Annotated in this window: 17 protein-coding genes; 11 read left to right on the top strand and 6 right to left on the bottom strand. The window is 67.9% G+C overall.

What is annotated here, in order from left to right:
• The first annotated feature begins 217 nt into the window (after nt 1–217).
• The 4 genes from zwf (at nt 218) to eda (ending at nt 5,382) form a co-directional block, all read left to right on the top strand.
• Nucleotides 218–1,684, top strand: a complete 1,467-nt coding sequence (gene zwf, locus ABQJ54_RS08095; protein WP_367853789.1) for a glucose-6-phosphate dehydrogenase — start codon at nt 218–220, stop codon at nt 1,682–1,684.
• Nucleotides 1,685–1,697: 13 nt separating this feature from the next.
• Nucleotides 1,698–2,402: a 6-phosphogluconolactonase gene (gene pgl, locus ABQJ54_RS08090; RefSeq protein WP_367853788.1), complete on the top strand. Its 705-nt coding sequence runs from the start codon at nt 1,698–1,700 to the stop codon at nt 2,400–2,402.
• Nucleotides 2,403–2,776: 374 nt separating this feature from the next.
• The gene (gene edd / locus ABQJ54_RS08085; protein ID WP_367853787.1) at nt 2,777–4,621 is read left to right on the top strand and encodes a phosphogluconate dehydratase; all 1,845 of its coding nucleotides are present in this window, start codon (nt 2,777–2,779) and stop codon (nt 4,619–4,621) included.
• Between the two features lie 107 nt (nt 4,622–4,728).
• Nucleotides 4,729–5,382: a bifunctional 4-hydroxy-2-oxoglutarate aldolase/2-dehydro-3-deoxy-phosphogluconate aldolase gene (eda, locus tag ABQJ54_RS08080; RefSeq protein ID WP_367853786.1), complete on the top strand. Its 654-nt coding sequence runs from the start codon at nt 4,729–4,731 to the stop codon at nt 5,380–5,382.
• Between the two features lie 7 nt (nt 5,383–5,389).
• On the opposite strand, the gene ABQJ54_RS08075 is transcribed toward eda, so the two are convergent.
• The 4 genes from ABQJ54_RS08075 to ABQJ54_RS08060 all read right to left on the bottom strand — a co-directional run bounded on the left by ABQJ54_RS08075 (nt 5,390) and on the right by ABQJ54_RS08060 (nt 8,845).
• On the bottom strand, nt 5,390–6,676 hold the full coding sequence (locus ABQJ54_RS08075; RefSeq protein ID WP_367853785.1) for an MFS transporter: 1,287 nt from the start codon (nt 6,674–6,676) through the stop codon (nt 5,390–5,392).
• A gap of 47 nt (nt 6,677–6,723) precedes the next feature.
• Nucleotides 6,724–7,314, bottom strand: coding sequence for a DUF2239 family protein (locus tag ABQJ54_RS08070; RefSeq protein ID WP_367853784.1), 591 nt, complete (start codon nt 7,312–7,314; stop codon nt 6,724–6,726).
• A 124-nt stretch (nt 7,315–7,438) separates the two neighbouring features.
• A complete protein-coding gene (locus ABQJ54_RS08065) occupies nt 7,439–8,176 on the bottom strand; it encodes a hypothetical protein (protein ID WP_367853783.1) in 738 nt (245 codons plus the stop codon).
• Between the two features lie 150 nt (nt 8,177–8,326).
• A complete protein-coding gene (locus ABQJ54_RS08060) occupies nt 8,327–8,845 on the bottom strand; it encodes a GNAT family N-acetyltransferase (RefSeq protein WP_367853782.1) in 519 nt (172 codons plus the stop codon).
• 124 nt (nt 8,846–8,969) lie between these two features.
• Here ABQJ54_RS08060 and ABQJ54_RS08055 point away from each other — a divergent pair, with 124 nt between their 5' ends.
• The 3 genes from ABQJ54_RS08055 to ABQJ54_RS08045 all read left to right on the top strand — a co-directional run bounded on the left by ABQJ54_RS08055 (nt 8,970) and on the right by ABQJ54_RS08045 (nt 11,991).
• Nucleotides 8,970–9,827, top strand: a complete 858-nt coding sequence (locus ABQJ54_RS08055; RefSeq protein WP_367853781.1) for an EamA family transporter — start codon at nt 8,970–8,972, stop codon at nt 9,825–9,827.
• A gap of 123 nt (nt 9,828–9,950) precedes the next feature.
• Nucleotides 9,951–11,555: a S10 family peptidase gene (locus tag ABQJ54_RS08050; RefSeq protein WP_367853780.1), complete on the top strand. Its 1,605-nt coding sequence runs from the start codon at nt 9,951–9,953 to the stop codon at nt 11,553–11,555.
• 64 nt (nt 11,556–11,619) lie between these two features.
• On the top strand, nt 11,620–11,991 hold the full coding sequence (locus ABQJ54_RS08045) for a nuclear transport factor 2 family protein (RefSeq protein WP_367853779.1): 372 nt from the start codon (nt 11,620–11,622) through the stop codon (nt 11,989–11,991).
• A 64-nt stretch (nt 11,992–12,055) separates the two neighbouring features.
• Here ABQJ54_RS08045 and ABQJ54_RS08040 read toward each other — a convergent pair whose 3' ends face one another.
• The gene (locus ABQJ54_RS08040) at nt 12,056–13,105 is read right to left on the bottom strand and encodes a LacI family DNA-binding transcriptional regulator (protein ID WP_367853778.1); all 1,050 of its coding nucleotides are present in this window, start codon (nt 13,103–13,105) and stop codon (nt 12,056–12,058) included.
• A 102-nt stretch (nt 13,106–13,207) separates the two neighbouring features.
• On the bottom strand, nt 13,208–14,494 hold the full coding sequence (locus tag ABQJ54_RS08035; protein ID WP_367853777.1) for a sugar MFS transporter: 1,287 nt from the start codon (nt 14,492–14,494) through the stop codon (nt 13,208–13,210).
• A 485-nt stretch (nt 14,495–14,979) separates the two neighbouring features.
• Here ABQJ54_RS08035 and glk point away from each other — a divergent pair, with 485 nt between their 5' ends.
• From glk to ABQJ54_RS08015, 4 genes are all read left to right on the top strand, one after another.
• Complete coding sequence (glk, locus tag ABQJ54_RS08030; RefSeq protein WP_367853776.1) at nt 14,980–16,077, top strand: glucokinase; 1,098 nt, start codon at nt 14,980–14,982, stop codon at nt 16,075–16,077.
• A 91-nt stretch (nt 16,078–16,168) separates the two neighbouring features.
• The gene (locus ABQJ54_RS08025) at nt 16,169–18,964 is read left to right on the top strand and encodes a TonB-dependent receptor (RefSeq protein WP_367853775.1); all 2,796 of its coding nucleotides are present in this window, start codon (nt 16,169–16,171) and stop codon (nt 18,962–18,964) included.
• Nucleotides 18,965–19,117: 153 nt separating this feature from the next.
• Nucleotides 19,118–21,442 carry a beta-N-acetylhexosaminidase gene (locus ABQJ54_RS08020; RefSeq protein ID WP_367853774.1) on the top strand — a complete coding sequence of 775 codons (2,325 nt, stop codon included), beginning with the start codon at nt 19,118–19,120 and terminating at the stop codon, nt 21,440–21,442.
• A gap of 638 nt (nt 21,443–22,080) precedes the next feature.
• Nucleotides 22,081–25,110 carry a TonB-dependent receptor gene (locus tag ABQJ54_RS08015; RefSeq protein ID WP_367853773.1) on the top strand — a complete coding sequence of 1,010 codons (3,030 nt, stop codon included), beginning with the start codon at nt 22,081–22,083 and terminating at the stop codon, nt 25,108–25,110.
• Nucleotides 25,111–25,208 lie beyond the last annotated feature (98 nt).

Here is a 25,208-nt window from a genome sequence, read left to right as displayed (position 1 = left end):
ACGTAGAAGATACCAATAGCAAACCATTGGCCGCAAGTCGGCCGGATGTCCATTTCCTGCATACCGATGAAAACCCGGTCCCCAGGCGGCATGCCGGGTGCCAATGAATTCGTATGCACGGCCGTGCTTGCTCTGGTATTCCACTGGTACTATCGTCACGGCACGGGCCGAACTCCCCTCCAGCCCGCCTGTCTCTACCCGTATCTGAGGTGATTGCGTGACGGCTACTTTCCAGAAGGTCGACACCTTCGACCTGGTGATCTTCGGCGGCACCGGCGACCTCGCCCTGCGCAAGCTGCTGCCCGCGCTGTTCCACCGCTACGCCGACGGCCAGATCCCGGCCGGCAGCCGCATCGTCGGCGTGGCCCGCGAGCCGCTGGACGATGCCGGCTACCGCGCCCAGCTGCACGAATCGCTGGCCGGCAACGGCGCCGATCCCGCCAAGCTGGATGCCTTCCTGCAGCAGGTGTTCTATCGCCCGCTGGACGCGCGCAAGGACGAAGGCTGGGATGCGTTCGCCGCGCTGATCGGCGAGCAGCCCGAGCACGTCCGCGTGTTCTACCTCTCCACCTCGCCCGAGCTGTTCGAGGACATCTGCCGCCGGCTCGGCCAGTGCGGCCTGAACGGCGAACGCTCGCGCGTGGTGCTGGAAAAGCCGATCGGCCGCGACCTCGCCAGCGCGAACCGGATCAACGACGCGGTGGGCCAGGTGTTCGCCGAGTCGCAGACCTACCGCATCGACCATTACCTCGGCAAGGAAACGGTGCAGAACCTGCTGGCGCTGCGCTTCGGCAACGCGCTGTTCGAGCCGCTGTGGAACGCCAGCCACATCGACCACGTGCAGATCACCGTGGCCGAGACGCTGGGCCTGGGCCGCCGCGCCGGCTATTACGACCGCGCCGGCGCGCTGCGCGACATGGTGCAGAACCACCTGTTGCAGCTGCTGTGCATGGTGGCGATGGAAGCGCCCGCCTCGCTGACGCCCGACGCGGTGCGCGACGAGAAGCTCAAGGTGCTGCGCTCGCTCAAGCGCATCGACGAAAGCAATGCCAGCCAGCTCACCGTGCGCGGCCAGTACCGCGCCGGCGTGGCCGAGGGCCAGTCGGTGCCGGGCTATCCGGACGAGTTGAATGGCGCGAAGTCGGATACCGAGACCTTCGTGGCGCTGAAGGCCGAGATCGAGAACTGGCGCTGGGCCGGCGTGCCGTTCTACCTGCGCACCGGCAAGCGCCTGCCCGAGCGCGTGTCGGAGATCGTGGTGGCGTTCAAGCCGGTGCCGCATTCGATCTTCGGCGCCGGCGCGGGTCCGCTGGCGCAGAACCGGCTGGTGCTGCGCCTGCAGCCCGACGAGGGCGTGAAGCTGTGGCTCACCATCAAGGACCCCGGCCCCGGCGGCCTGCGCCTGCGCCACGTGCCGCTGGACATGAGCTTCGCCGAAGCCTTCGGCGTGGCGCAGCCGGATGCCTACGAGCGCCTGCTGCTCGACGTGGTGCGCGGCAACCCCACCCTGTTCATGCGCCGCGACGAGGTGGAGGCGGCGTGGCGCTGGGCCGACCCCATCCTCGCCGCCTGGGCCGCCAGCGGCGAAGCGCCGCGCCCCTACGCCTCCGGCAGCTGGGGTCCGAGCGCCTCGGTGGCGCTGATCGAGCGCGACGGCCGCACCTGGCACGAAGACAGCGAGTAAACGGACACACGCGATGTCGAACGTCACCACGCACAGCTTCACGAATTGCAACGCCCAGGCCGTGGCGCTGGCCGAGCGCGTCGCTGCGCAACTGCGCGAGGCGATCGCGGCACGCGGCCACGCCGTGATCGCGGTTTCCGGCGGCAGCACGCCGAGGGATTTCTTCGCCCGGCTGTCGCGCGAGGCGCTGGACTGGGCGCAGGTCACGATCACCCTGGTCGACGAACGCTGGGTGCCGGACACCGACACGCGCTCCAACGCGAAGCTGGTGGAGACCACCCTGCTGCAGAACGCGGCCCGGGCCGCCCGCTTCGTGCCGCTGTACACCGGCGCGCCCACTCCGGAAGCGGGGCTGGCCGAGGCCGATGCGCGCATCGCTGCGCTGCCCGTGCCATTCGACGTGGTGGTGCTGGGCATGGGCGAGGACGGTCATACCGCTTCCTTCTTCCCCGGCGGCGACCACCTGGCCGCGGCACTGGATCCGCAGGGCACGGCGAAGGTGCTGCCGATGCAGGCGCCGGGCGCCGGCGAGCCGCGCATCACGCTCACCCTGCCCGTGCTGCTGGACACCCGCGCGCTGTACCTGCTGGTGAGCGGGGAGAAGAAGCGCGATCTGCTGGCGGATGTGCGACTGGGGCTGGCGGAGGCGAAGAATTATCCGGTGCGCGCTGTCGTACGGCAGGATCGCGTACCGTTGGCGGTTTACTGGTGTCCTTGATCGGAGCGGTCGCGGCCCATGGAGGGGCCGCACGTCGGTCACCGGCTTCACCGTGGACCGACGGAGGTCAGGCCGGCGCAGCCGGGCTGGCCGAGCCATGCAAGTGCAGGACTGCACTCGCATGGCATCAGTAAAGGCTTCGCTTTTTGACGGTTCGATAAAAGGCGGAGCTTGTTGCAGGCACGGCACCAGATCAAGAGCGCCGTGCCTGATGTCGACCATGGGCTCCTGCCCATGGTCGACTCGCCTGTGCCGGGCATAGCCCGGCGCAGGCTCCGCCGAAACAGGCGCAAAGCGCCTGCTTCGCGGGCGGGCCATCCCTGGCCCGCTGCCCGCTCCGCTTGATGATTCCCGTCGATTCCCGGATTCGTGTCATGACCCTGCATCCCCTCCTCGCCGAAGTCACCGCCCGCATCGCCGAGCGCAGCCGCGCCAGCCGCACCGCCTACCTGGCACGCATCGACGCCGCACGCGGCAACGGCCCGCACCGCCGCCAGCTGTCCTGCGGCAACCTCGCACACGGCTTTGCCGCCTGCGGCGCCGACGACAAGGCCGCGCTGCGCGCGGGCACCGTGCCCAACCTCGGCATCGTCACCGCGTACAACGACATGCTCTCGGCGCACCAGCCGTACGAGCACTACCCCGAGCTGATCCGCCGCGTGGCGCGCGAGGCCGGCGTCACCGCGCAGGTGGCGGGCGGCGTGCCGGCGATGTGCGACGGCATCACACAGGGCCGCGCCGGCATGGAGCTGTCGCTGTTCTCGCGCGAGGTGATCGCGATGGCGACCGCGGTGTCGCTGTCGCACGACATGTTTGACGCCGCGCTGTTCCTTGGCATCTGCGACAAGATCGTGCCGGGCCTGCTGATCGGCGCGCTGAGCTTCGGCCACCTGCCCGCGGTGTTCGTGCCGGCGGGGCCGATGCCCAGCGGTATCAGCAACGACGCCAAGACCGCGGTGCGCCAGCGCTACACCGAGGGCAAGGCCACGCGCGAGGAGCTGCTGGAGGCCGAGGCCGCCTCCTACCACGCGCCCGGCACCTGTACTTTCTACGGCACCGCCAATTCCAACCAGATGCTGATGGAGATCATGGGCCTGCACCTGCCGGGCGCCAGCTTCGTCAACCCGAACACACCGCTGCGCGATGCGCTCACCGAAGCCGCGGTGCGCCGTGCCGCGGCGCTCACCGCATTGGGCGACGACTACACCCCGCTGGGCCGCATGTTCGACGAGCGCAGCGTGGTCAACGGCGTGGTGGGCCTGCACGCCACCGGCGGCTCGACCAACCACCTGCTGCACCTGGTGGCGATGGCGCACGCCGCCGGCATCGTGCTGACGCTAGAGGATTTCGACGCGCTGTCCGGGGTGGTGCCGCTGATGGCGCGCGTGTACCCGAACGGCCACGCCGACGTGAACCACTTCCACCAGGCCGGCGGCATGCCGTTCCTGATCGGCTCGCTGATCGACGCCGGCCTGCTGCACGGCGACGCGCACACGGTGTGGGGCAAGGGCCTCGACGCCTACCGCCGCATGCCTGCGCTGGACGCGGCCGGCCAGCTGGCATGGAACGAAGTCACCGCCAGCGGCAACCTCGACGTGCTGCGCCCGGCCGGCGAACCGTTCCGCGCCGACGGCGGCCTGCGCGTGCTGCAAGGCAACCTCGGCCGCGCGGTGATCAAGGTGTCCTCGGTGCCGGGCGACCGCCTGGTGATCGAGGCGCCGGCGGTGATCTTCCACGACCAGGATGAGGTGAAGCAGGCCTTCGATCGCGGCGACCTCGACCGCGACTTCGTGGCCGTGGTGCGCTTCCAGGGACCGAAGGCGATCGGCATGCCCGAGCTGCACAAGCTCACCCCCACGCTGGGCGTGCTACAGGCGCGCGGACACCGCGTGGCGCTGGTCACCGACGGGCGCATGTCCGGCGCCTCCGGCAAGATCCCCGCGGCGATCCACGTCACCCCCGAAGCGATCGACGCGGGCCCGCTGGGCAAGCTGCGCGACGGCGACCTCGTCCGTCTCGACGCCATCGCCGGCACGCTGGAGGCGAAGGTGGACGCCGCCGAGTGGGCCGCGCGCGCGCAGGTGCACGCCGACCTTTCCGCGCACCACGTGGGCATGGGCCGCGAACTGTTCGCCAGCCTGCGCAATGCCGTGGGCTCGGCCGACGCCGGCGCCACCATCTTCGCCAGGCACGACCGCCACCACGCCGCCGACGCCTGATCCGCCCCTCCGTAGGAGCGGCTTCAGCCGCGACCGGCTCGGAATCGCGGCTAAAGCCGCTCCTACGACCGCCCCTACGACACCAACCTTCTTTCGCGAGCCAACCCATGAACAGCAACGACCACAAGCAGACCGTCCTCGCCGAGATCCTCGCCCTCGCCCCGGTGGTGCCGGTGGTGATCATCGACGACGTGGCCCACGCCGTGCCGATGGCGCGCGCCCTGGTCGCCGGCGGCATCCGCAGCATCGAGGTGACGCTGCGCACGCCGGCCGCACTGGACGCGATCCGCGCGATCGCCAGCGAAGTGGAAGGCGCCGTGGTGGGCGTGGGCACCGTGCTCGACGGTACCCAGCTCGAAGCCGCACGGGCCGCCGGTGCGCGTTTCGCCGTATCGCCAGGCGTCTCGCCGAAGCTGCTCGACGCCGCCGACGCCAGTGCGCTGCCGCTGCTGCCCGGCGTGGCCACCGCAGGCGAGGCGATGACGCTGCTCGAACGCGGCTACAGGCACCTGAAGCTGTTCCCGGCCGCGCCCGCGGGCGGTGCGAAACTGCTGGCCGCCTGGGCCAGCCCGCTGCCGCAGATCCGCTTCTGCCCCACCGGCGGCATCAGCCTCGCCAGCGCACCGGACTTCCTCGCCTTGCCCAACGTGGCCTGCGTGGGCGGCTCCTGGCTCACGCCGAAGGACAAGCTGCAGGCCGGCGACTGGGCCGGCATCGAGCAACTGGCGCGCGAGGCCGCGGCGCTGCGCGCGCCGCGCTAGTCGCCGCTCAGGCTTCCGCCGGCACGCGCAGCGGCGTACCGATGCTGCGCAGCGCCGGGCTGCTCATGCAGCCCAGCGCGATCGCCGTGAGCGTGAGGCCCGCGCCGGCGAACAGTGCGGGCAGCGACACCACCTTCAGCAGGCTGCCGGCGACCGCCGCCGACAACGGGCCCAGCCCTATGAAGGTGAACATCAGCAGGCTCATCGTGCGGCCCATCATTTCCGGCGCCACGCGGTGCTGGATCCAGCTGACGATGGTGACCTGCACGATGCCGCCCAGCACGCCGGTAGCGGCCAGCAGGGCGGCGCCGGCCAGCGTGGAGTGATCGAAGGCCAGCGCGGCCAGCGCCAGCCCGGCGAAGCTGTCGATGCCCAGCACCATCAGGCCCAGCCGGTTGCGCACCAGTTTCGCGGCGAAGCCGGACAGCATGCTGCCCACCAGCATGCCGCCGCCGTTCGCGGTCATCAGGATGCCCAGCGAGGCGGCGCCGAGATCCAGCCGCGTGTCGGCCAGCATCGGCAGGCCGACCTGGATCGGGCCGCCCACGAACACGGATACCACCGCGGCATAGAGCACGAACGCGCGCAGCGGCAGGTCGGCCCACACCGCGCGGACGCCTGCGTTGACGTTGGCCAGCACGCCGCCATCGCGCGGGCGCGGATGGTAGTCGCCGTGGATACGGATCAATGCCAGCGAGGCCAGCGAAAACAAGAAGCTCAGCGCATCGACCCCAAAGGCGAGACCGAGCCCGGTGGCGTCGGCCATGTTGCCGTGGCCGCCATGCGCCCCCACGCTGATCAGCAGGCCGGCCAGCGCCGGCCCCACCAGCATGCTCAGCTGGCGCATCGCCATGAACAGCGCATTGGCCGCGCGCAGCTGCGCCGGCGGCACCAGCTGCGGCAGGATCGCCGAGCCTGCCGGATAGGCGAACGCGGTGGCCAGGCCGATGCCCAGCGCCAGCGCATACACCAACCCCATGTGGATGGCGCCGCCCAGCACCAGCGCGGCCAGCAGGCTCACCAGCAGCGCATTCACCCCGCGCCCCGCCAGCAGCACCCGGCGCGGCGACAGGCGATCCACCACCGCGCCGCCGATCAGCATGAAGGCCGCCCGCGGCAGCGCCATCGTCGCCAGTACCAGGCCCAGCGCGGCCGGGCTGCCGGTGAGCTTGAGCACCAGCCACGGCAGCGCCACCAGGGTGAACTGGTCGCCGATCGCGGAAATGCCGCTGCCGCCGAACAGCAGCCGGAAGTCGCGTTGGGCAAGCGGCGAAGCAGTGGGAGAGGAGGGCATGGAAGTTCCGGTTGAATGAGGTGTCCGTTGCGCATGCACGCGACGATTCAGCCGGCCTCGGCCTGTGCATCGCGGGCGATGGCGGCGAGCCGGCGGGCGTGTTCGCGCACGTCCTTCGGCCAGCCGCGAGTATGGCGGTTGAAAGCATCGCGGTCGCCGCGCCACAGCGCGCGCGAGGCTTCCTCATAGCCGGCAAGGTCACCGGCGACCACGCGCATGAAGCGGTCGGCAGCCTCGCCCGCGAGGCGCGCGCGATCCTTCGCGCTGCCGTTGCGCCGAGCCTCCTCGACCAGCCGACGCAGCGTGGCCGAAGCGCCGCCGGGCTGGCTGTTCAACCAGTACCAGTGGCGCGGCAGCAAGGTCACCTCGCGCGCCACCACGCCGAGCCGGGGCCGCCCCGCGCCACGCGGCGCTTCGTCGCTCGCGGCCGGTTGCAGGCGGGCCAGCACCTCGTCGGCGCTGCCGCGGAAGTCGACCTCCACCGGCTGGCCGGTGGCGTCGTCGAGGATCAGTGGCGTACGTGCCGGGTGGCGGTCGAGCAGACGCTTCACCGCCAGCGCCACTTCGGCAAGTGCACCGGAGGCGATGAGCACATGGCCGTCGAAGGCAGTACAGCTGGAGTTGTCGGGCGAGGACATGGTGACGATCCGGATGAAATCGGCCACCTATTTTGCCCGGGTCAAAAGCAATGTCAATAACACCCGGGCGAAATATGTTGCCGGACCGAATCGGAACGCCCGCATGACGGCGCCGCAACCGGTATCAATGCGTGAGGTAGTACATCGGAGCGCCCGGCTTCAGCGGATCGGGACAACCATAGCGTTCGGCGGTGGCAGCCATCTGCGCATCGTCGGCATCGACGTGGTTCGCGATGCGTTCCCGGATGGTCATGCCGCTCTCGGCGTCGAGCTTGAGGCAATGCGGGTCGACGGCACCGGTCAGGTGGCCGATGAAGCGGACCACGCCGGCAATGCCCTGCATGCGCGGATCGGCCATGCGGAACACCGGCACGCCGCGCACCGGCTGGCTGCTGCCCGGCACGCGGACGTTCTGCCGTCCGTAGCCCGGGCCGGACAACCGCCCGCCACCGGCAACATAGCTTGGCGGCGCGGCGACGATCAGGCTGTCGATGGAACGCGGCGCCGCAGCCGGTGTCGGCGGCGCCGCTTGCGCCGTCGCATGGGTGGGCTGTGCCACGGGCCTCGAGCGGCTTGCCGGGTAGGCGGCACGAACAGATTGCGGCGGCCGTGGCATGGCCGGTCGCAGCGGTTCGGTCGGCTTGCTCCGCGGCGACAGCAAGCGCACGACAAGCGCATCCGGCGACGCGGCCGACATTTCCGCGGCAGCCCAGCGCCAGCCGGGCGGCGACGCGAGCAGGAAGGCGAGGAAACCCAGGTGGACCAGCAGCACCGCCGCCAGCGTGGCGACACGCGCCCAGCGCAGGCGGTGGCCATGCCGGCCCGGGGCCCTCCGCTCCAGCGATGCCCTTCGTCCACTCATGCTGCGAGGTTCCATCCCGGTCATGCGGCGCCGAACGACGCACAGGCCTTGGCGGAGACCGGCCACGCATCGATTGGTTCCGTGCCGGCGGGCTGCGCAGGTGCGTGCGCGGCGGATCGACCGCGGCCCGCGGAGGCTTCCGATGGAAGCTCAGCCTGCGGCGTCGAAGCGCAGCAGCAGGTGTTCTTCGTCGTGGAACACGCCGTCGATCTGCAGCGCCCGCGGCTGCACGCCCCAGCTCACGAAACCCGCCGAGCGGTACAGCGCCTGCGCCGCCGCATTCGTCGCGTTGACGCCGAGCCCGAGCTGGCGCACGCCGTCGATGGAACGCGCATGTACGATCACCGCCCGCAGCAAGGCGGCGCCCAGCCCCCGCCGACGGTATGCCGGCGCCACGTACATGCCCGCCAGCTCGGCGCCATGGCGCAGCTTCTTCCTTTGCAGATGGACAAGGGCCACGAAGCCGGCCAACACGCCAGCTTCGAAGATGCCGGACACGCATGCCGAGCCGTCCGCGGCCGGCACGATGCGCGCCGCCACCTCGTCGATGCTGCGGCCCGCCTCGTCCTCATGGCTGGCGCTGAACGCGTGCGGGCTCTCGCGCAGCGCCTGCAACCGCAGCGCCTGGTAGGCGGAAGCATCGCGGCGGTCGAGCAGTCGGATCTCCATGGAAGTCGTCTGCCATTGCGCAGTGAAAAGTGCCGGGCAGCCATCCTTCCACGGCGATGCGGTTCGCGGCAATCCGCGCCACAGGCGTTAAGCTCGCCGATCCTTCCGGATCGGGGACCGTTCGATGATCTACGTGCTGGCGAGCGCGATCTGCAGCGTGCTGGTGTCGGTGCTGCTGAAGCTGGCGCGACGCTTCGGGCTGGACATCGGCCAGATGGTGGCGTGGAACTATGCGGCGGCGGTTGCGCTGGCCGCGCTGCTGCTGCAACCCTCGCTGGCGCCGCTGCGGCAGCCGGCTGCGCCGTGGTTCGCGCTGGCGGGATTGGGCGTGCTGCTGCCCACGATCTTCCTGGCGCTGGGCGCCTCGGTGCGGCATGCGGGCATCGTGCGCTCGGACGCGGCGCAGCGGCTGTCGCTGCTGCTCTCGCTGCTGGCGGCGTTCCTGCTGTTCGGCGAGCGGCTGGACGCCACGAAGGCGCTTGGCTGCGTGCTGGGCCTGCTCGCGCTGCTGGGCATGGTGTGGCGGGCAGGGCAGGGCCGCGGCGAAGGCGGTGCGGCGCAATGGCTGTGGCCGCTGCTGGTGTTCGCCGGCTTCGGCATGATCGACGTGCTGTTCAAGCGCGTGGCTGCAGCCGGCGTGCCGCTGGGCACCTCGCTCGCGGCGATGTTCGCGCTGGCGTTGCCGGTGGCGTTCGTGCTGGCGACGTGGCGCGCCGCGCGCGGCGGTGCACGCTTCACCCTGCGCAACACGCTGGGCGGCGTGCTGCTGGGACTCTTCAACTTCGGCAACATCCTGTTCTACCTGCGCGCGCACCGCGCGCTGCCGCAACACCCGGCGCTGGTGTTCGCCAGCATGAACCTCGGCGTGGTGGTGCTGGGCGCGCTGGCTGGCGTGCTGCTGTTCCGCGAACACCTGAGCCGCACGAACCTCGCCGGGCTGCTGTTGGCGTTGCTGGCGATCACGTTGCTGGCCTGGACCTGAGCCGAAAGCAGGATATTGCTGGAAGGCAGTGACTTCCGGGGCATGCGAGGGTGCGGAAGCGGTTTCTATGCTGTCCGCTCCACGAGGCGTCGCACGCCTCCGCAACCCCGAGGATATTCGCCCATGCGCAAGCTTCCCCTCGCCGCGGCCGTGGCCGCCCTGCTGCTCAGCACCGCCGTCGCCGCCGACACCGGCAAGAAGCACGCGCAGGAGCAGCCGGCCAATGCGCCCGAGGCGGCCCTGGTCAAGCCGCAGTCGTCGGCCAGCGAGGGTTCGGTGTCGGTGGAGGGTCACCGCATCGGCTACCAGGCGGTGGCCGGCACCCTGGTGCTGCACGGTTCGGGCGACAAGGAGCACGAGCCCACGGTGAGCATGTTCTACGTCGCCTATTTCAAGAAAGGCGCGAAGGCGGGCGAGCGACCGGTCACCTTCATCTACAACGGCGGTCCCGGCTCGGCCACGGTGTGGCTGCACATGGGCGCGTTCGGGCCGAAGCGCGTGGTGACCGCCGACGACACCCACACGCCGGCGGCGCCGTACCAGCTGGTGAACAACGACTACAGCCTGCTCGACGCCTCCGACCTGGTGTTCATCGACGCGCCGGGCGCGGGCTTCAGCCGGCTGATCGCCGACGACAAGGATCCGGCCAAGCGCGCGGAACAGATGAAGGACCGCAAGAAGGCGATCTACGGCGTGGACGGCGACGGCCATGCGTTCGCCCAGTTCATCACCGAGTTCCTGTCCAGGTACGGCCGCTGGAACTCGCCGAAATACCTGTTCGGCGAGAGCTACGGCACCACCCGCTCGGCGGTGGTGTCGAACATCCTCACCAACGAGGACAGCGTGGACCTCAACGGCGTGATCCTGCTGTCGCAGATCCTCAGCTTCGACAACAGCATCGACGGCCCGGAAACCAACCCCGGCGTGGACCAGCCCTACGAGCTGGCGCTGCCCACCTACGCCGCCACCGCGTACTACCACCACAAGCTGCCGTCGCCACCCGCCGACCTCGAGACCCTGCTCGGCGAGGTGGAGCAGTTCGCCACAGGCGAATACGCGCAGGCGCTGATGGCCGGCTCGCAGCTCGACGCCTCGCGCAAGCAGGCCGTCGCCGAGAAGCTGTACCAGTACACCGGCCTGCCAGCGGCGTACTGGGTCAAGGCCGACCTGCGCGTCTCCGGCGGCATGTTCGAGCACGAACTGCAGGCGAACGACGACACCACCACCGGTCGCCTCGACACCCGCTTCTCCGGCCCCTCGCTGGATCCGCTGGGCAAGGAATCCGAATACGACCCGCAGTCCTCGGCGATCAGCTCGGCCTACATCGCCGCGTTCAACGACTACGTGCGCAAGGATCTGAAATACGGCGACGGCCAGCACTACCGCGAATACGCCGACATCAATCACTGGGACATGGCGCACAAGGCGCCCGGCAGCCACGAGGCGCTGCAGCAGTCCACCAACGTGATGCCCGACCTCGCGATGGCGATGAAGACCGACCCCGACCTCAAGGTGATGCTCAACGGCGGCTACTACGACCTCGCCACGCCGTTCTACGCCGCCGAGTACGAGATGCACCACCTGCCCATCCCCGACTCGCTGCAGCAGAACATCTCTTACCACTGGTACCCCTCCGGCCATATGGTCTACGCGCACGAGCCCTCGTTGAAGCAGTTGCACGACAACGTGGCGCGCTTCATCGAGAACACGGACAACGTGAAGCACTGAGCGTGGCTGGCGGGCACCGCGGTCGCGTGCTGAAATGCACGCCCCGCCTGAAGCCGGAACGAACATGCGCGCCCTGATCGATCGCTACATCGATGCCTACAACCGCATGGACGTCGCCGCCATGCTGGCGACGATGCAGGACGAGGTGGTGTTCGAGAACTACACCGCCGGCGTGCTGGCCCTGCGCACCATCGGCATCACTGAATTGCGACACCTCGCCGAAAGCTCGCGCCACCTGTTCTCGATGCGCCGGCAGACCATCACTGCATGGCGCGAGGATGGCGACACTGCCCACGCCAACATCCACTTCGAGGGTACCTTCGCAATCGATCTACCGAGCGGCGTGCGCGCGGGGCAGTCGATCGCACTCGAAGGGCGCAGCGAGTTTCGCCAGCATGACGGAAGGCTGATCTATATCGCTGATTACAGCGAATGAGGGTGGGCGCGGGTGCGCCTTACTTTCTCCCTCTCCCCACTGGGGAGAGGGAGAAGGGCGCGCGTCAGCGCTTCGCCGGCGCACTCCGCAGCGGCGCGGTGGAACCGCGCACCACCAGCTCGGGGCTGAAGCCCTCGTTGCCCTCCTCCAGCGGCTCGCCGTTGGCCGCGCGCTGCAGGTTGCCGATCAGCCGCTGGGCGGCGTGATGGGCGATCTCCTCGGTGGCCTGGCGCGCGGTGGTGAGCGCGGGCCAGGACTGCTTGGAGAACGGGCTGTCCTCGAAGCCGGCGATCGACAGCTCCCACGGCACGCTGATGCCACCGGAATGCGCGGCGGCCAGCACGCCGGCGGCGATCTCGTCGTTGGAGCCGAAGATCGCGGTGGGGCGGTCCTTCAGCGCCAGCAGCTTGCGCGCGCCGCGGAAGCCGTCGTCGAAGGAGTAGTCGCCGGGCAGGATCAGCTTGCGGTCCAGCGCGATGCCGTAGTCCTTCAGCGCGTCCTCGTAGCCCTGGTAGCGCTCGGGGCTGGAACGATGGTCGCGGCCGCCCCACAGGAAGCCGATGCGGGTGTGGCCGAGCTGGATCAGGTGTTCGGTGATCGCGTAGGCGGCATCGCGGTCGTCCACGTAGACACAGGGGTAGCCGTCCTGCGGGTCCCGCCGCGCCGAGATCACCCGCATGAACGGGATCTTCGCCGCCGCCAGCGTGCGGATCAGCTCCGGCTGCTCGGACATCGGCGGCGCCAGCACCAGGCCGGCCAGCCGCGCATGCGCCGCCAACGCCACCAGTTCCTCGGCCAGCCGCGGCGAGGTGGAGTCGCAGGGATGGATCTGCAGGCCGTAGCCGTTGGCGCGGCAGGCCGCCAGCACGCCGCTCTGCATGCTGATGATGTAGTGCGCGTTGGGGTTGTCATAGACCAGCCCCACCGCGTAGGCGCGCGTGCTGCGCAGGCTGCGCGCGGAAGGGTCGGGCCGGTAGCCCAGCGCGTCGATCGCTCGCTGCACCTTCTCGCGCGTGCGCGCGTGCACCGAGGGTTCGTTGTTGATGACCCGCGAGACCGTCTTCAGCGAGACGCCCGCCTGCTCGGCTACATCCTTGATGGTGGCGCTGCGCAACCGCTGGACCTCAGATGCCGTGGTGGAATGGAACGACGCGGGCGCGGCCAGGCGGCCGCGCGGCACAGTCTAGCGGACGGATACGCGGGCGCGACACGGCGCTCAGCCCGCCACGTGCTGGCCCACGCGATGGCCGCGCAGGCCGTAGTACAGGATGTACAGGTAGCACGGCGCGATCACCAGCAGGAACGCGAGCTGGAAATTGATGGCCTCCTTCAGGTGCACGAACACCTGAGGGATCAGCGCGCCGCCCACGATGCCCATGACCAGGAGCGCCGAACCCACTTCGGTATGGCTGCCCAGGCCCTTGATCGCGAGCGGGAAGATCGCCGGCCACATCATCGCGTTGGCAAAGCCCAGCGCGGCCACGAAGGTCACCGAGGTGTAGCCGGTGGTCGCGTAGGCGCCGACCGCGAACAGCACGCCGAGCACCGCCGACACCGCCAGGTAACGCTGCTGCGAAACGAAGCGCGGGATCAGCACCAGACCCACGATATAGCCCAGCAGCATGCCGAACATCGTATAGGCGGTGAAATGCTTGGTCGCGTCCAGCGGCAGGCCGAACCCTTGGCCGTAGATGCCGATGGCGTCACCCGCCATCACCTCCACGCCCACGTACAGGAACAGGCACAGCACGCCCAGCCACAGGTGCGGAAAGCTGAAGACGCTGCGGCCGGCGTGGCCGATCGCATGCTCGTCGTTCGCACCGGCGGCCTTGATCGCCGGCAACGAGGAACGCACCACCCAGATCGCCAGCAGCACCAGCAGCACCGCCATCGTCATGTACGGCCAGTACACCCGCGCCGCGAAGCTGTTGAGCAGGGCATCGTGCGCCGCCTGGCTGGGCGCCGCCTTCACCTGCTCGGCGAAGGTGTCGAGTCCGCTGAGCACCAGCGCACCGAACACGAACGGGGCAAGGAAGCCGGCGAACTTGTTGCAGATGCCCATGGCCGCGATGCGCTGCGCCGCACTGTCGATCGGGCCGAGGATGCTGATGTAGGGATTGGATGCCGTCTGCAGCAACGACAGGCCGGCGCCGATCACGAACAGGCCCACCAGTGCGCCGTGATAGACGCGCAGGTTGATGAACTCGGCGAACAGCACCGCGCCGATCGCCATCACGAACAGGCCCAGCGCCATGCCGTGCTTCATGCCGGTGCGCTTGAGGATCGCCGCCGAAGGCAGCGCCAGCACGAAATAGGACAGGTAGAACGCCACCGGGATCAGGAATGCGCTGACGTCATCGAGCTTGAAGGCGAGCTTCACGAAGATCGTCAGCGGCCCGTTGAGCCACGTGAAGAAGCCCATGATGAAGAACAGCACGCCGATGATGATCATCGGGCCGATGTAGGAACGTTCGGACGGCGCGGCCGCCAGCGTGCTTGCCATTGAAGACTCTCCCCGAGGAACGGCGTGGTCGGCCATGAGCATAACGGTACAAGCGGCCGCCGAAGCACCTTTATTGGCTGCGAAGTACAACGTTGTCAACAGAAATTGCATCGGCCTCCCCTGAACCCGCCGACAAGCCCCCATGGGAGCGACCGCCCCTGCGCGATGACTTCCGGCTCCGCTCCAGGCGCAAGTCCTTCACGCGCGGAAGGCAATTCCACAGGCGTTTTTTCCTGCTCCCGCCGCTGGCCGCAAGGGTCAACACGACAGCACCTGGCGCGTCGGGAAAATTTAAATCGATCCAGTGCCATAACCCCTGCCAAGGGTCATGTTGCAACGCTTCACGCCCGCTGGTGAAAATTCCGGGACAGTCACTTGACAACGTTGTCATGCCGATTCCAGACTCCATCCCCATCGCTTGCCGGGAGCTGTGCGCGGACCGCGCATCCACACCGGCTGACTGCAGCGGACAAGGGGAATTTCACGTGGGAGAGCTCGCCAGCCAGCGCCATGCCGCCCAACCGTCGCCGCAACCGTCGGCGCAGAGCGGCATGCGCGACCACGGCGAGCCTTTCCTCGCCGCCGACGTCGGCGGCACCCACGCGCGCATCGGCCTGGTGCTCGGCACATCCGACCATCGGCATCCGGTCAGCGTGCTGCACTACCACCGCTACCCCTGCGCCGACTGGTCCGACCTCGGTGCCCTGCTGTGCGACTTCGTGGCGCAACTGGCATCGGCCGGTCACGCCACGGCGCAGGGACGCATCCGCCGCTGCGTGGTGGCCTGTGCCGGCGTGGTGCTGGACGACACCATCGTCAACGAGAACCTGCCCTGGCCGGTATCGATCGGTGCATTGCGCGAACAGCTCGGCCTGACCCAGCTGGAAGTCATCAACGATTTCGAGGCAGTGGCCTGGGCCACCCAGTTCCTCGATGCCGACGAGACGCTGCCGGTGATCGAGACCACGCAGCCCGCGGCCCGCGGCCCGGTGCTGGTGATGGGCCCGGGCACCGGGCTGGGTTCGGCGGTACTGCTGCCGCGCGCCGGCCGTGCCGAGGTGCTGCCCACCGAGGCCGGCCAGATCTCGCTGGCGCCCGGCAACGAGCGCGAGATGGAGATCCTGCGCGTGCTGGCGCGCGGCCACACGCACGTCTCCTACGAGGCGGCGCTCTCCGGCCCCGGCCTGCTCAATCTCTACCACGCGCTGTGCGAACTGCGCGGTTGCCCGGTGGCGCTGATGACGCCGGCGGAAATCACCGCCGCCGCACTGGCCGGCCACGATGCCGCGGCGCAGGAAACGCTGCAGGTGTTCTGCGGCCTGCTCGGCAGCTTCGTGGGCGACCTGGCCATGCTGTACGGCGCCAGCGGCGGCGTGTTCCTCGCCGGCGGCATCCTGCCGCAGATCCACGCCTTCCTGCGCGCCAGCAGCTTCGCCCAGCGCTATCTGGACAAGGGCGTGATGCGCGCCTTCCTGCAAAAGATTCCCGTACGACTGATCGAGCACGGCCAGCTAGGTGTCATCGGCGCCGCCAGCTGGTTTCTGGACGAGCGGCAGGGAGATCCAGCCATGCCACCGCTCTAGCGACACGGCGCCGAACACCGCCAACCAACCAACCAAGCACCACTACGACCACACGGTCCCAGACCGATCCAGCCTCTGAGGGGAGGACATCATGAACCACCGCAAGACACTGCTTGCCGCGAGCATCGTCGCCGGCCTGTGCCTGTCCGTCGGCGCGTACGCGCAGGACAGCAATACCCAAACCAGCGGCACCACGCCGACGACCGGTACGACGAACAGCGACAACAAGCCCAACGCGAAGAACGCAAAGGAGTTGGCGACGGTCACCGTCGTCGGCATTCGTGCCAGCTTGCAGGCCTCGCTGGACACCAAGCGCAATGCCGACGCCATCGTCGATGCGATCACCGCCACTGACATCGGCAAGTTCCCGACCACCAACGTGGCCGAGGCGCTGGCGCAGATTCCCGGCGTGACGCTGGATCGCAGCATTCCGGGCACCCAGCGCGTCAGCATCGACGGCATGGATCCGAGCCTCAACCTGAGCCTGCTCGATGGCCATCCGGTGGCACAGGCTGTCTGGCTGTTCGGCGACAGCCCGAACCGCGGTTTCAACTATTCCTTGCTGCCGCCTGAAATCCTCGGTTCGCTGGAGGTCTACAAGAGCCCCGAAGCCCGCCTGCCCGAGGGCAGCATGGGTGGCACGGTGCTCATGCATACCCTGCAGCCGCTCGATCTGCCGTCCAACACGGTGAGCGGTTCATTCGGCGCGAATTACAACGACATGGTGGGCAATTCCCGCCCGAACGGCTCGCTGCTCTACTCCTGGCACAACGACGACAAGACCTTCGGCGTCGATGTCTCCGCCCAGCATTACGAGCAGTACACATCCCGTGAGGGCATGGAGAACTACGGCTACAGCAGTGTTGCTTCGGTGAATGCGGGGGCACTGGCCGCCGGCAACGACGCGATCCAGAACGAGATCAATGCCGGCCAGATCAAGCCGACGGACCAGATCCCCAACGAGGTCAGCGCGTCGAACTTCCAGCAGACCGAGAAGCGCAACAGCGTGCTGATCAACCTGCAGTACAGGCCGAATGACAATTTCGACAGCACGCTCAGCCTGATGTACATGAAGGACGGGCTGAACAACGTCAACCAGTCGATGTATCCGTGGGCCACCAACCAGCCGGGTGGCATCACGTCGCTCACCGAGGGTCCGAATGGCATCATCGTTGCCGGTAAGCAGGTGGGCACGCCTTGCTACAACACCACCACCTGCAACAGTTCGGCGAATACGACCATGGACAACTATGCGCGCCAATCGATGGTCAGCACCAAGGGTGCCGACTGGAAAGGCACGTATTTCGGTGATGGCTGGCGGCTCGGTGGCGATGTGGGCATCAGCACGTCTAGCAACCCGATGACTCAATTCAACAAGGAGATCTACTACGGCGGTGCGTTCAACTGGAATATCAACCAGGGTGCCCAGTACACGGATCCAAGCACGGCCGACAACCCCGCTTACTGGGCCGACAATGGCTGGGGCGGCAACGAAGAAACCATCCTGTACAAGGCCAAGGACTCCTACGGCCAGCTTGATTTCAGCAAGGATTTCGACGGCTTCTTCAACGAGCTGGACGTTGGCGTGCGTTACGCCAGCCACTGGGAAAGCCAGGTCGAGAACGCGTTCACGGGTCCGCAGCTGTTGACCCTGGACCAGATCGGCTACGGTGGCCTGAGTGACCTGTCGGGTGCGCGCAGCCTGGGGCTCACCCAGAGCTTCATCGCCCACGTGCAGACGTTGGGTCTGAATGCGATCAAGAATGCCGTTCTCAGCACACCCGGCTTTGGCGTTGCCAAGGACGCGAACGTCTATTACGACAATACCTGGAACATCCAGCAGCAGAACAGCGCCTTCTATCTGCAGGCTGATTTCGGCAACGATTACGTGCGTGGCAACATTGGCGCACGCTACGTGCATACCGCGAACACGTCTTCCGGTTTCAACGTGCCCAATGCATGCTCTTCCGCCGATACGTTTGACTGCGATTTCCCGGCAGGCTTCGGCTACATCACCCAGAAGAGCACGCACAGCAACTGGCTGCCGGCAGCCAACATCGCATGGAACATCCAGCCGGACCTCATCCTGCGCGGCGCGGCGTCCGAGACGGTGGCCTATGCGCCTTACAACCAGATGGCTCCGTACTTCGAGTCGAACGACACCGTGCTCACGGCGGCTGGCGGCAATCCTGACCTGAATCCGTATCGCTCGGTGAACTTCGATACCTCGCTGGAGTGGTATTTCAACAACCAGTCCGTCATCGCGTTGTCGGGTTTCTATAAGAACATCATCAACTACATCGTCAATGCGGCGACCTTCCAGGATCGCATCAACGGTTCCTGGACGCTGCCCGGCTACATGCAGGCTGAAGGCAACGCCCAAGTGGCCGCCGGCCTCTGCACCGCGGCGGGCATCTGCCAGTACAGCGTGACCGCACCTGTCGATGGCGGCCACGCCAAGGTCAAGGGCGCCACGCTCAGCTATCAGCAGGCGTTCGGCAGCAGCGGTTTCGGTCTGCGCGCGAACTACACCTACTCGAATGCCAAGACCAGCGACGGTGGTGCGCTGCCGTACAACTCGAAGAACTCGTACAACATCGCGCCGTACTTCGAGATGGGCCCGTATACCGCGAGCATCGCCTACAACTGGCGCAGCAGCTACCTCGCAGGTGGCTACGTCGCCGGCGCGGCGCCGACCAACACGGCCAGCTTCAAGGAGCTCGACGCCTCGGCCGGGTACCAGATCAGCAAAAACTTCTCGCTGTCGCTCAACATGCTGAACCTGCTCAACTCCAAGTACTACCAGTACCTGGGCAGCAAGAACCAGATCGCCCAGGAGTATGTGACCGGGCGCCAGTTCGAGCTCGAGGCGCACTTCAAGTTCTGAGTTGCCGGTTGCATCCAAATCGCGAGCCAGGGACGGCTCTGCACTCTCCCCGAACGGGTCCGGCATGCTGTTTACGGGCCCGTTTTTTTTGGTATCGACTCCACATGTCACGCCGTGCATGACATGCTGCGCCGCTCGCTCTGGAGATGACCGATGACACATCGTTTTGTCGGGTTGCTGTGCACTTCCCTGCTGTCCTGCGCGGCCATGCTGCCGACTCCGGGCCGCGCTGCCGGTGCTGTCGCGCCATCCCCGTCGCTGATCCCGCAGCCGGTGCAGATGACGATGGCCGCAGGCCGTTTCCATGTCGATGCGCGCACGCCGATCGTGCTTGCCGACCGTTCCGCCTCGACGCGGCAGACGGCGGCCTGGTTCATGGACCTGGTGGCGCGTACGCGCGGTCTGCATCTGCTCGTGGCACCGGGCCACATGGCGACCTCCGCCATCGTGCTGCAGCTCGACCCGCAAGCGCCGGTGACGCAGGCCGGCGGCTATGCGCTCGACGTCACGGCGCAGGGTATTCGCATCACCGCGCGTGACGGTGCCGGCCTGTTTCACGGCGCGGTGACGCTGTACCAGCTGCTGACGCCCGATGCGGAGCAGGGCGCGGTGGACGTACCCGCGCTGTCCATCCGCGACTGGCCGCGCTTCGCCTGGCGCGGGCTGATGCTGGATTCCGCGCGCCATTTCCAGAGCGTGGCCGACATCGAGAAGCTGATCGACCAGATGGCCCAGCTCAAGCTCGACGTGCTGCACTGGCACCTCACCGACGACCAGGGCTGGCGCATCGAGATCAAGCGCTATCCCGAGCTCACCCGCATCGGCGCATGGCGCACGCCGCCCGACGCCGGCCACGACGGCGAGCCGAAGCGCTACGGCGGCTACTACACGCAGGACCAGATCCGCGCCGTGGTGGCCTACGCCACTGCACGCCATGTCACCATCGTGCCGGAGCTGGACATGCCCGGCCACGCGCAGGCCGCGGTGGCCTCGTATCCGCAGGTCGGCGTCACCGGCAAGCGGCCGCAGGTTTCCGTCGACTCCGGGGTGAACCCCTGGCTCTACAACGTGGACGACGACACCTTCACCTTCATCGACAACGTGCTCGACGAGGTGATGGCGCTGTTCCCATCGCAGTACATCCACGTGGGCGGCGACGAGGCGATCAAGGACCAGTGGAAGGCCTCGCCCACGGTGCAGGCGAAGATGCGCGCGCTGGGCATCACCGACGAGGATGCGCTGCAGGGCTGGTTCATCGGCCGCGTCGGCCGGTACCTCGACAGGCACGGCCGCAAGCTGATCGGCTGGGACGAGATCCTCGAAGGCGACAACCTGCCCGCCGACGCCACCGTGATGTCGTGGCGCGGCATCGACGGCGCGATCAAGGCCGCACTGCTCGGCCACGACGTGGTGATGTCGCCGTCGCCGGTCCTCTACTTCGACCACGTGCAGGGCGACCTCGCCGACGAATACTCCGGCCGCCTCGACGTGGAATCGCTGCAGGACGTGTACGGCTTCCAGGCCGTGCCCGACGTGCTCAACGCCACGCAGGCGAAGCACGTGCTGGGCGTGCAGGCCAATGTGTGGACCGAGCACCTGCCGACGATGGCGCACGTGACGCACGCCATCTTCCCGCGACTGGACGCGCTCAGCGAGGTGGCCTGGTCACCGGCCGCCGCGAACGACTGGCAGGGTTTCCTCGCCCGCCTGCCGGCGCAGCTCGCACGCTATCGCGCGCAGCACGTCGGCTATGCCGACAGCGCTTTCGCGGTGGACATCCAGGCCGACCGCAACGTGACGCTGGCCACCGGCAACGCCACGGTGACGCTCACCGACCAGACCGGCTTCGGCACCATCCGCTACACGCTGGACGGCAGCGCGCCCACGCCGGCCTCGCCGCGCTACGACGCGCCGTTCAACGTGAAGCTGCCCGCCACCGTGCGCGCCGCCAACTTCGCCACCGACGGCGGCGAACTCGCCGCGCCACGCGAGCGCGTGCTGGACCGCGCCGCGCTGCTGAGCCTGCCCGGCACCGCACTGGGGAACTGCCCCGGCAGCGATTTCCGCCTGCGCGTGCAGCCGATGCCCGACGCGACGAGCACGCAGCCGGTGTACGCGGTGAACGTGTTCGACACCTGCCAGCTGTTCCCGCCCACGCTGATGGGCGGCGTCGACGCGATCCATGTCGACGCGGTACGGCTGCCGCGCAACTTCGCGCTGGCGCATGAGCAGAAACTGGTGGTATCGCGCCCGCACACCACGCCGTTCGGCGAACTGGTAGTGCATGCCGATCGCTGCGACGGGCCGGTGCTGGCCACGATGCCGCTGCCCGATCCCGCACACAGCCCGCGCCAGTTCAGGCTTGATGCGAAGCTGCCTGCGCAGAGCGGCGAGCATGCGTTGTGCCTGATCTACACCGCACCCATCGACGGGCCGCTGTACGCACTGGGCCGGGTGTCGCTGCAGTCCAGGCCGTGAACCCGCGGCCGGAGTGCAGCCCGTGCGCGAGTGGCTCTCCATGACGGGCCATTCGCGCACGGGGTGCTCCTGTGCCGGCAACGGGACATCACGCATGATGCGCACACCCCGCTTTCCGCGACGCCTCGCGTGACCTTGCCGTGACCGGCATGCTGCCGGCCAACGATTGCGTCCATCGGAATCGCATGCGCCGACCACCGGGGCATGCCGGGCGGCGGATGGATCGGCGCTAGCCTTGGGGACCCGTGCGCCATGACGTGAGCGCGATGCGCCACGTCCGTCAGGGAGCCCGCTGCGGATCTTCCTTCGACGTCCGTGGACTCGCGGCGTTGCCCCGCACGCTCCTGCGATCAGCCATCCGCCCCATCCGGCCGGCCACGCATGCGCGCCGCCGCGCCACCGTGGCTTGCACATCAAGTTTCAAGTGAAACCTCTACGTAACATTTTTTGCTTTCGAATGTTGACAATTTCTTTTTCGCAAGTTTAGCTTGGTCCGGCAGATCGTCATCTGCCGGCGCTTTGGGGAGCGCGAGATTCTTCTGTCCTGCTTGCTGCACAAGGCTCTTGTGCGGCACGGCCCGATGCGGCCGCGATATTTCGATTACTTGTCATTTCATACGTTGCAGGGATCCGAACACATGAATTCGCAAGAAAACCTTTCGTTGAGCCGATGCCGCCGTACCGCCTTGGGCGTCGCCCTGATGCTGGCCGGCAACGGACTCGCCATGGCGCAGTCGACCACCGGCAGCATCTTCGGCACCGCCCCGGCCGCCCAGGGCGAGACGGTGCAGATCCGCAACACCACTTCGGGCCTGCTGCGCGAGGTTCCGGTGGACGCGCAGGGCCGGTTCAGCGCCACGGCGCTGCCGATCGGCAACTACACGGTCAGCCTGCAGCGCGGCGGGCAGACGCTCGACGCGCGCCGCGACGTCGAGCTGCGCGTGGGTACCAGCACCCAGGTGTCGTTCGCGGCCACCGCTGCCAGCAGCGACAACGCGAAGAGCCTTTCCGGCGTGACAGTCAGTGCCAGCGCCCTGCCCGCGATCGACGTGACGAGCGTGGATTCGCGCACGGTGATCACCGCGACCCAGCTCGCCAAGCTGCCGATCGCGCGCAACGCGGAAGCAGTGGCGATGCTGGCGCCCGGCGTGGTCGCGGGCAGCCCCGCCTTCGGCAGCGCGGTGTCGTTCAGCGGCTCCTCGGTGAGCGAGAACGCGTATTACATCAACGGCTTCGACACCAGCAATCCGCTCACCAACATCGGCGGCATGCAGCTGCCCTACGACGCGATCGAGCAGCAGGAGGTGCTGTCCGGCGGCTACGGTGCGCAGTACGGCCGCTCCGACGGCGGCGTGATCAGCCAGGTGGGCAAGCGCGGCGGCAACGAATGGCATTTCGGCGCCCATGCGTCGTGGACGCCGCGCTCGCTGCACGCGGACACGGCCAACACCTACTACGTCAGCGGCAGCAAGCGTGGCCAGCTGTACGGCCGCTATGCGCACAACAGCAGCTGGGACACCGACGTCAGCGGCTACCTCAGCGGCCCGCTGATCAAGGACAGGCTGTTCCTGTACGCGGCCTACGAGTCGGAACGCCAGCAGGGCAGCAGCGTCGGCAGCATCGACGCGCCGTACAAGACGCAGTACGCGTACAAGATGCCGCGCTGGTACACCAAGGTCGACTGGAACATCACCGACAGCAACATCCTCGAGTTCACCGCCGCCTCGTCCAAGACAACGTACGACTCCACCCAGTACAACTACGACTACGCCACCGACACGGAAGGCGGCTTCCGCTCGCTGGGCTCGCCCACCAAGAACAGCAGCAAGATGGGCGTGCTGAAGTACACCGGCTACCTCACCGACGACCTCACCCTGAACGTGCTCTACGGCAAGATGCGCCAGGTGAACTACACCGACTACCCGGGCTACGACCCGAGCAAGACGTACATCAGCGGCATCACCTCCGAGAACCCGGCGATCGTGGGCGGCAACCCGGTCAAGAGCCCGCAGCCGTTCGGCTACATCAACGCCCCCGGCGCCGCCAACCGCACCACCAACCTGCGCATCGACCTGGCCTGGCACCTGGGCGACCACACGCTGAGCGCAGGCATCGACAACCAGGTGGCGCGCGCCATCGACCAGGGTTCGCTCACCTCGGGCCCGGGCTACTGGTGGATCTACCACAACGCCTCGAACGACCCGACCGCGCCGATCGATCCGGCGCACGGCGTGCCCGCCCCGGTCGGCTATCCGGGCGGCGGGACCGGCTACTACGTCAGCCAGTATTCGTACAACGCGATGGCCTCGGCGCGCACCGTGCAGCGCGCGCAGTACGTCGAGGACGCGTGGCAGGTCAACGACCACCTGCTGCTGAAACTGGGCCTGCGCAACGACACGTTCACCAACTACAACGTCAACAGCGAGCCCTACGTGCGGCAGACCAAGCCGCAGTGGGCGCCGCGCCTGGGCTTCGCCTGGGACGTGGACGGCGATGCCAGCTTCAAGGTGTTCGGCAACGTCGGCCGCTACTACCTCGCCCTGCCGAACCAGGTCGCCATCCGCGCCGCCGGCGGCAGTCTGTACACCAACCACTACTACACCTACACCGGCATCAATGCGGACGGCACGCCGACCGGCCTGACCGAACTGCCGCCATACCACCCGGTGTCGCCCGACGGCGAGCTGGGCGTGGCGCCGGACCCGGCCACAGTGGCCGCGCAGAACCTGAAGTCGGAATACCAGGACGAGTACATCCTGGGCTTCGAGAAGCAGCTCACCCCGGCCTGGGTCTATGGCGTCAAGGGCACGGTGCGCAACCTGCGCAGCGCGATCGACGACGTCTGCGACACCGACGTGATCCTCGCCGCCGCCGCGGCACAGGGCATTGACACCAGCACGCTCGCACCGCTCAAGGGCTGCCGCATCTTCAACCCTGGCGTCGCCAACGACTACGTGCTGCTGACCAACGCCGGCACGCACCAGACGGTGCGGGTGAGCAACGCCGATTACGGCTTCCCGCAGCTCAAGCGCAAGTACTACGGCCTGGAGTTCAAGCTGGAGCATCCGTTCGACGGCAAGTGGTACGGTTCCTTCAACTACGTGTTCTCGCGCAGCTACGGCAACACCGAAGGCCAGGTGCGCACCGACGTCAGCCAGTCCGACATCTCGGCGACCACCTCGTGGGACGACCCCGCCCTGATGGTGAACTCGAACGGCGACCAGGCCAGCGACCGCCGCCACCAGTTCAAGTTCAACGGTTACTACCAGCTGGCGCCCGAATGGCTGGTCGGCGCGAACCTCGCGGTCAGCTCGGGCGCGCCCAAGAGCTGCCTCGGCTCGTACGGCTACGACGACAGCAACCCCGACCCGATCAGCTACGGCTACTCGGCCTACTACTTCTGCAACCACCAGGCGGAGCCGCCGGGCCGCGCGGGGCGCCTGCCCTGGCAGTGGCAGCTGTCGGCCAACGTGGAATACCGGCCGGCATGGGCGGGCAGGAAGCTGGCCTTCGACCTGTACGTGTTCAACCTGCTCAACCAGCAGCGCCCGACCCTGCTCAGCTACGGCTGGGGCAGCACCGGCGCGGTACCCACCGACAGCTACGACCGCGTGGTCTACCGGCAGGCGCCGCGCTACGTGCGCATGTCGATCAGTTACGACTTCTGAGCATCACTTCAGCACGAGGCACCGGCAACGTTTCGTCTTCCCCACCGCAGCCCGCGAGGGCTGCGGCTTTTTTTGTCCGCGCCGCGACGGCGCCCATC

This window comes from Rhodanobacter lycopersici, from assembly GCF_040812335.1.
GTDB classification, from domain to species: Bacteria; Pseudomonadota; Gammaproteobacteria; order Xanthomonadales; family Rhodanobacteraceae; genus Rhodanobacter_A; species Rhodanobacter_A lycopersici.
This window is presented reverse-complemented; position numbering and strand designations above follow the sequence as displayed.

What these genes read in the sequence shown, in the direction of transcription:
- pgl (WP_367853788.1), top strand. Translation starts at nt 1,698, where the DNA reads ATGTCGAACGTCACCACGCACAGCTTCACGAATTGCAACGCCCAGGCC.
- edd (WP_367853787.1), top strand. Translation starts at nt 2,777, where the DNA reads ATGACCCTGCATCCCCTCCTCGCCGAAGTCACCGCCCGCATCGCCGAG.
- eda (WP_367853786.1), top strand. Translation starts at nt 4,729, where the DNA reads ATGAACAGCAACGACCACAAGCAGACCGTCCTCGCCGAGATCCTCGCC.
- ABQJ54_RS08075 (WP_367853785.1), bottom strand. Translation starts at nt 6,676, where the DNA reads ATGCCCTCCTCTCCCACTGCTTCGCCGCTTGCCCAACGCGACTTCCGG.
- ABQJ54_RS08070 (WP_367853784.1), bottom strand. Translation starts at nt 7,314, where the DNA reads ATGTCCTCGCCCGACAACTCCAGCTGTACTGCCTTCGACGGCCATGTG.
- ABQJ54_RS08065 (WP_367853783.1), bottom strand. Translation starts at nt 8,176, where the DNA reads ATGAGTGGACGAAGGGCATCGCTGGAGCGGAGGGCCCCGGGCCGGCAT.
- ABQJ54_RS08060 (WP_367853782.1), bottom strand. Translation starts at nt 8,845, where the DNA reads ATGGAGATCCGACTGCTCGACCGCCGCGATGCTTCCGCCTACCAGGCG.
- ABQJ54_RS08055 (WP_367853781.1), top strand. Translation starts at nt 8,970, where the DNA reads ATGATCTACGTGCTGGCGAGCGCGATCTGCAGCGTGCTGGTGTCGGTG.
- ABQJ54_RS08050 (WP_367853780.1), top strand. Translation starts at nt 9,951, where the DNA reads ATGCGCAAGCTTCCCCTCGCCGCGGCCGTGGCCGCCCTGCTGCTCAGC.
- ABQJ54_RS08045 (WP_367853779.1), top strand. Translation starts at nt 11,620, where the DNA reads ATGCGCGCCCTGATCGATCGCTACATCGATGCCTACAACCGCATGGAC.
- ABQJ54_RS08035 (WP_367853777.1), bottom strand. Translation starts at nt 14,494, where the DNA reads ATGGCAAGCACGCTGGCGGCCGCGCCGTCCGAACGTTCCTACATCGGC.
- ABQJ54_RS08025 (WP_367853775.1), top strand. Translation starts at nt 16,169, where the DNA reads ATGAACCACCGCAAGACACTGCTTGCCGCGAGCATCGTCGCCGGCCTG.
- ABQJ54_RS08020 (WP_367853774.1), top strand. Translation starts at nt 19,118, where the DNA reads ATGACACATCGTTTTGTCGGGTTGCTGTGCACTTCCCTGCTGTCCTGC.
- ABQJ54_RS08015 (WP_367853773.1), top strand. Translation starts at nt 22,081, where the DNA reads ATGAATTCGCAAGAAAACCTTTCGTTGAGCCGATGCCGCCGTACCGCC.